The sequence below is a fragment of the Microcoleus sp. AR_TQ3_B6 genome (assembly GCF_036702785.1).
Lineage (GTDB): Bacteria > Cyanobacteriota > Cyanobacteriia > Cyanobacteriales > Microcoleaceae > Microcoleus.
This window is the reverse complement of record NZ_JAUBVJ010000078.1, coordinates 32,691-38,122: the sequence shown is the minus strand read 5'-3', so window position 1 is coordinate 38,122 and position 5,432 is coordinate 32,691. Positions and strand designations below refer to the sequence as shown.

Sequence of the window (5,432 nt, the reverse complement as noted above, 5' to 3'; positions counted from 1 at the left end):
GACTGTTGACTGTTGACTGTTGACTGTTGACTGTTGACTGTTGACTGTTGACTGTTGACTGTTGACTGTTGACTGTTAAAAATATAAAATCTAAAATGGATCGAGGGTCGAAAGGACAGCGATGCGATCGCGAGTTGGTGTGTAACACCTAAATTCCCTAATTCCTGCGGGCGTTGATAGATGTCTACTTAGTTAATTTCCTCTCTTCTATAAGCTGAGATTGTCAATTTAATTGTTACTTTTGCCGCGGCGTAAAAGGTGGCACATACCTCGTGGCATTCCAACTTTCGGTTAAAGTAGCTATAACAGCAGAAGGAACTGGCACAATCATTTAACTACACGCAGCTACCCATGAATGACGGGCAATTATAGCTATAGCTATGTTATTTGATTTGCGATCGCGACTTTTTTTAACGAACCGCAGAGGACGCAGAGAAGGGAGAGAGAAAGAAAGGCGTTCGCAGATGATTGAGGACTGCTTTAGTTAGCCCTGTCTTAGCTAATTTTCTTTTGGAGTCAGGCTGGGCGAGGGAATTTGAAGTCTTTCCTGAAGCAGCCGCGCTTCCCCAAGCAGAAGAAACTACCGGGGAATTGTGGATTCGCGGCATCGTCATCTTTCTACTACTTCGGTTCAGCTTGGGAGGCTGTCACGCCAGACAGGGCTAGCAGTGCACACCCTCCATAGTTCGGATCAATTAATCAACTGCTTGAATGCGTCGTGTTCGCGAATTTTTTCCAAGTCTGCTTCTGTTTTTGCCAATTCTTTACACAAATTGGGATTGAGATTGAGGGCGCGTTTCAAATTTTCAAGGGCTAAGTCTATTTGACCTTGTAGCGCATAACATCGGGCTTTATTGTACCAAATTCTGTAAAAGTCTGGTCGGATTTTAGCAGCATTGTCGTAGGAATCAATGGCAGCTTCGTATTTTTGCAATTTTGAGAGTGCAACGCCTCGATTGTTCCAAGCGTCAGTATAATCATTTTTAATTTGTAGGGCTTGATTGTAAGAAATTACGGCTTGTTCGTACTCCTGCATTTTGGAAAAAGCAACGCCTCGGTTGTTCCAAGCGTCGGCGTAATCGGGTTTGGCTTGAATTGCTTGTTCGTAACAGCCGATCGCCTCCTGGTACTTCTGCAACTCTAACAATACCACGCCTCGATTGTTCCAAGCGTCGGGATAATTCGGGCGAATTGTAGTAGCTTTTTCGTAAGAAGCGATCGCCTCTGGATACCGCTGCATTCTGGTGAGCACTACTCCTCGGTTATTCCAGGTATCGGCTAAATCCGGCTGAATTTGCAGGGCCCGATCGTAAGCTGCGATCGCATCTTCATAACGGTTTTCAAAGAAACAAGAATCTCCCTGTTTAGCATAGTCGCCTGCCGTCAATAGCTGTTGGTAATTGCCATAGTTAACCGGAGCAAATTCTTGAATTTGGGCATCGGGCAATAACAAGTCTGTTTCTGCATCCGCCGGGTGATTTTGGTGTTGAATTTCGCCTAAGATACTTTCAGCGTCCGAAATTAAGAGTTTTAATTGAGAGATTGTATCGTAATGGAGACTTTCAATTTCTTGGCGAGCAATTGTTGTCTGCTTGGACAATTTGCTCAACAGAAACCAAACCCCGACTCCGGCTGCTGTCGGAAACAAAGTTAAGGCAATTACGAGCCCGTTCAGCAGTACCGCCGTGCGCCCGAAAGCAATGTCAACTTCTTCTTGAACTCGATCGCGAATCTCTTCTTTAAGTTGCTGCTGTGGCAATTGCTGCTGAACCAACTGTGCCGCCGTCGGTTCAGACGCAGAAACGGTACTGGCGCAGACTAGAATAGTCGAAAGGGCGATCGGGCTAATACTTGTTCTAAAAATACTTGACAAACGCATTGCCTTAGTGATACGCACCTGAGTTGCGATTTCCATGTGTCAAGAGATGCTGGTAAGGATGATCCCAGACTAGCCCATTTGTTCAAAAACTATTAAATACAGGATATCTGTTGTGCAGTCCCCTCCGATCAAATTGCTGACGCAAGAATTGCTAGACGAAGTTGCCGCTTCCTCCCGCCGCAGTCCCCGCCAGCGACAAAACTACAATTTCCATGATTTGTCTGAGAAAGTGCAGCGGTTTGTCAACGTGCTGCAACCGGGAACTTACGTCCGCCCTCACCAACACCTGCGCCCGCCTGCCGTTAACGGTTTTGAGTTTTTCGTAGTGCTTCAAGGAGAAGTCGGTATTGTTATTTTAAACGAAAACGGTCAAATTCTTCGTTCGTTGCGAGTCAGCGCTGCGGGCCCGACTCGCGCTGTTGAACTTCCAGAGGGCACTATTCACACGTTAGTAGCTTTGGCACCGGATACTGTGATTTTGGAGTTCAAGGAAGGGCCTTATGAGGTGGCGGCGGATAAAGACTTTTTGGCAGGTTTTCCTGCGGAGGAAACTGTGGCGGCGCGAGAATTAGTCCTGATTTGGGAAGCGGAATTTAACAGTTGACAGATGACTGTTGACTGTTGACTGTTGACTGTTGACTGTTAAAAATCTACAATCTACAATCTAAAATCTAAAATCGGTTGACTGTTGACTGTTAAAAATCTACAATCTACAATCTAAAATCTAAAATCTAAAATCTAAAATCGATCGATTGATTACTAACGACTGATGAATCTAATTGTCGTCATCCGATTGTATAAATCCGGGGCCGTGCGAATAATTTTTCTCAGAAGTTCATCCGTCACCCAAAAGACGACGGGAAAGGAAAATTTTTTGCTGAATTCGCTGCATAGTAGGTTGGTAGAAACGAGCAATCGATCGATCGCCTGCACTGATTCCAAACCTAGGATCATTAAAGCTGGAGGCTGTTCCCCGTCTACTTCAGCAGCGATTGTCCTGTAGAGAGTTGTCGCCGATTCGGGCAAAAACAGTGGCCGCGGTTTGACGGCACAAGTTGCTTGCAGCCGCTCGACTATTTCCTGCCGCAAAGCCAGCGAGTTGCAGTTGACTAAAACGAAAGAAAAGTAACCTTGGGAAAGACGGAGAGTCCGAATTAAGGTTGAGAACGACCGCTCGTTATATTTAGCTGAGTCGTACTTAGCTGCATCGTCTTTAGCTGTATTTTCTGAGCTTTTCTCGACAAACATAAATTGCAGATTTTTTATCTAGTTTTAGAGATTTTCTAGATTCAACGATTTTTCTCAAGAAAATCTGAAGCTCGGATTTTTTTTTCATTGAGAAACATTTCGGTCACTCTAGCACGGTTTTAAATTAATATCAATAGTCTGAGCGACTAATTTGACACCGGCCGCTCAAAAAGCCACCGACGACTGTACAACCAAAGTATAGCAGAAGTCCGATGTCCGTCGGAAGAAGCAATATTTCGCAAGAGTTTGTGCAATTAAGAACTTTCTATATATCGGGCGAGGTTGCTAAATAAAATGTAATTAAACATACAAAAAAATCACCGGGAATTCTCAGCCACCGGCAAAGTAAACCAAAAACTTGCCCCAGCACCGGGACTGCTAATTACTCCAATTTCCCCGCCGTGAGCGCCAATAATTTGCCGACAAAGATATAGACCCAAACCTAAACCGACGGAGTGTCGGGATTGATTACCCCTAACGTAAAGGTCAAAAAGATGTTCGCACTGTTCGGGCAATATTCCCGCCCCGTCATCTTCAACGGTACAGTAAATCATGCTACTTGAGGAATTAGGGATTGATAATTGGGGATTGGCAATTGGGGATTGTGGATGGGCAATCGGTAATTTGTCGATGTCTTGTTTTCCTTCTTTTTGATTTATAATTAATTTCCCCGCCTTGATTACTTGAGCGGAAACGGTTAAATTGAGTCCGGGCAGATTGTGCTTTAAAGCATTAGCAATTAAATTAGAAAACACGCGCCTTAACTGAGTATGATCGGCATTCACGGCGGGCAAATCATCCGGTATCAAATTTTTAAAAGTAGCTTTAGCCTCATTCATTAAAGGCTCTAAATCGGTCGCAGCCGCTTCAACTACGGCTCTCAAGTCAACCCGATCGCAGTGCAAAACCAAACCGCGCAATTCCCCGGCGTGAACTTCCAAAAGCGAATTTATCAACCGCAACTGCTGCTCGCTACCTTGAATCATCCGCTCCAAAACAGAACGGGGAATTGCGATCGAATCCCCAGTTTTCCTCTGCCAATTTTTCAGCACCATTAACATTCCCACCACCGGGTTTCGCAAGTCGTGAGAAAGAGCGTGGATAAACAGCCGCAGCGATTCTTGTGCCTGTTTGCGCTGCGTGATATCCTCAATTAAACCCTCATAATAAAGCACGGAGCCGCTGCGATCCCGTACCGCCCGCGCTTTCTCGGAAATCCAGACAATACTGCCGTCTGAGCGGTAAATTTTAGATTCAAAATCCGATACTGTGCCACTTTCCTCGATCGATCGCAAAAACTCATTTCTGCGAACCGGATCGACGTACAACTGCCGCTCGATATCAGTAAACTTTGCCGTCACTTCTTCCGGGGAATCGCAGCCGTAAATCCGCGCCAAAGCTGGATTTGCAGTAATGTAGCGGCCATCAGGAGTGCTTTGAAAAATTCCCTCGCCGGCATTCTCGAAAATGCTGCGGTACTTCGCCTCCGCCACCTCCAACTGCTGGTAAGCAGATTCCAACTCGCGCCTGGTACTAAACTCTTTCCGTTGCAGACATTCGTACCAATAAACGGACAAGTCACATATCAAACAAAACCAAAACAAATATAAGTACAACCCGGTCAACTTAAAAGGAGTATACTTAGCAAAACTTAGATTTAAAGCCAAATTTATCCCGACGTGGCAACACAAAACGCCGAGTTGAGAAATCAGGTGGAGGCGCCAGCGGACGGGCATCAGCGTAGCTTGGATCAGAAACGCTAAACTCCAGGTAAAAATTGGTAATTCCCCGGCTTGTGCGGCAGCTAGCCCAAACTGTACAACGACAGTCAGCGACCACGAAAAACCCAAAAATAGCAAACCGGGATAGCGCTTTCCGAAGGAGGTTTTTTGCAAGACAAAACAGGTCAGCAAACCCAATTCTACAGCAGCGCTCGTGTACAAATAAACACTTTTAAACTCCTGGTGAGCCAAGAATCTTTCGCCCAGAAAATAGACAGTTATGGTGAAGGCAAAAAAGATGGCAATTCCCACAGCAGGGCGCAGCCTGTCTCGGAGGAAGCGATCGCGCCACACCTCGTAAACTGTTAAGGCCTGAACTGATTTTGCATTGCCCAAATAGCTCATACCATTTTAGATTTTAGATTTGAGATTAAAGAATTGAGGAAGATCGATCGCCCGAGTTGACAGCAGGTAGCGAAAACCAGAAATTTGAGCCACCTCCGGGAGTGCTTTCGACGCCGATGAAGCCACCGTGAGCTTTGATAAGTTGCTCCTGACAGGTACAGTCCCAAACCCAGCCCTGT

At 45.6% G+C, this 5,432-nt stretch carries 5 protein-coding genes; 2 read left to right on the top strand and 3 right to left on the bottom strand.

The window, feature by feature from the left end; all coding sequences use genetic code 11:
- Positions 1 to 510: 510 nt before the first annotated feature.
- Complete coding sequence (locus QUB56_RS28110) at positions 511 to 666, top strand: hypothetical protein (protein WP_332959590.1); 156 nt, start codon at positions 511 to 513, stop codon at positions 664 to 666.
- A 25-nt stretch (positions 667 to 691) separates the two neighbouring features.
- Here the strand turns inward: QUB56_RS28110 and QUB56_RS28105 are convergent, their stop codons facing one another.
- Positions 692 to 1,915, bottom strand: coding sequence for a tetratricopeptide repeat protein (locus tag QUB56_RS28105; RefSeq protein ID WP_332959589.1), 1,224 nt, complete (start codon positions 1,913 to 1,915; stop codon positions 692 to 694).
- 76 nt (positions 1,916 to 1,991) lie between these two features.
- Here QUB56_RS28105 and QUB56_RS28100 point away from each other — a divergent pair, with 76 nt between their 5' ends.
- A complete protein-coding gene (locus QUB56_RS28100) occupies positions 1,992 to 2,483 on the top strand; it encodes a WbuC family cupin fold metalloprotein (RefSeq protein WP_332959588.1) in 492 nt (163 codons plus the stop codon).
- A gap of 155 nt (positions 2,484 to 2,638) precedes the next feature.
- Here the strand turns inward: QUB56_RS28100 and QUB56_RS28095 are convergent, their stop codons facing one another.
- Positions 2,639 to 3,127 carry a hypothetical protein gene (locus QUB56_RS28095; RefSeq protein ID WP_332959587.1) on the bottom strand — a complete coding sequence of 163 codons (489 nt, stop codon included), beginning with the start codon at positions 3,125 to 3,127 and terminating at the stop codon, positions 2,639 to 2,641.
- 317 nt (positions 3,128 to 3,444) lie between these two features.
- Positions 3,445 to 5,253: a PAS domain-containing sensor histidine kinase gene (locus tag QUB56_RS28090; RefSeq protein WP_332959586.1), complete on the bottom strand. Its 1,809-nt coding sequence runs from the start codon at positions 5,251 to 5,253 to the stop codon at positions 3,445 to 3,447.
- Positions 5,254 to 5,432: the final 179 nt, after the last annotated feature.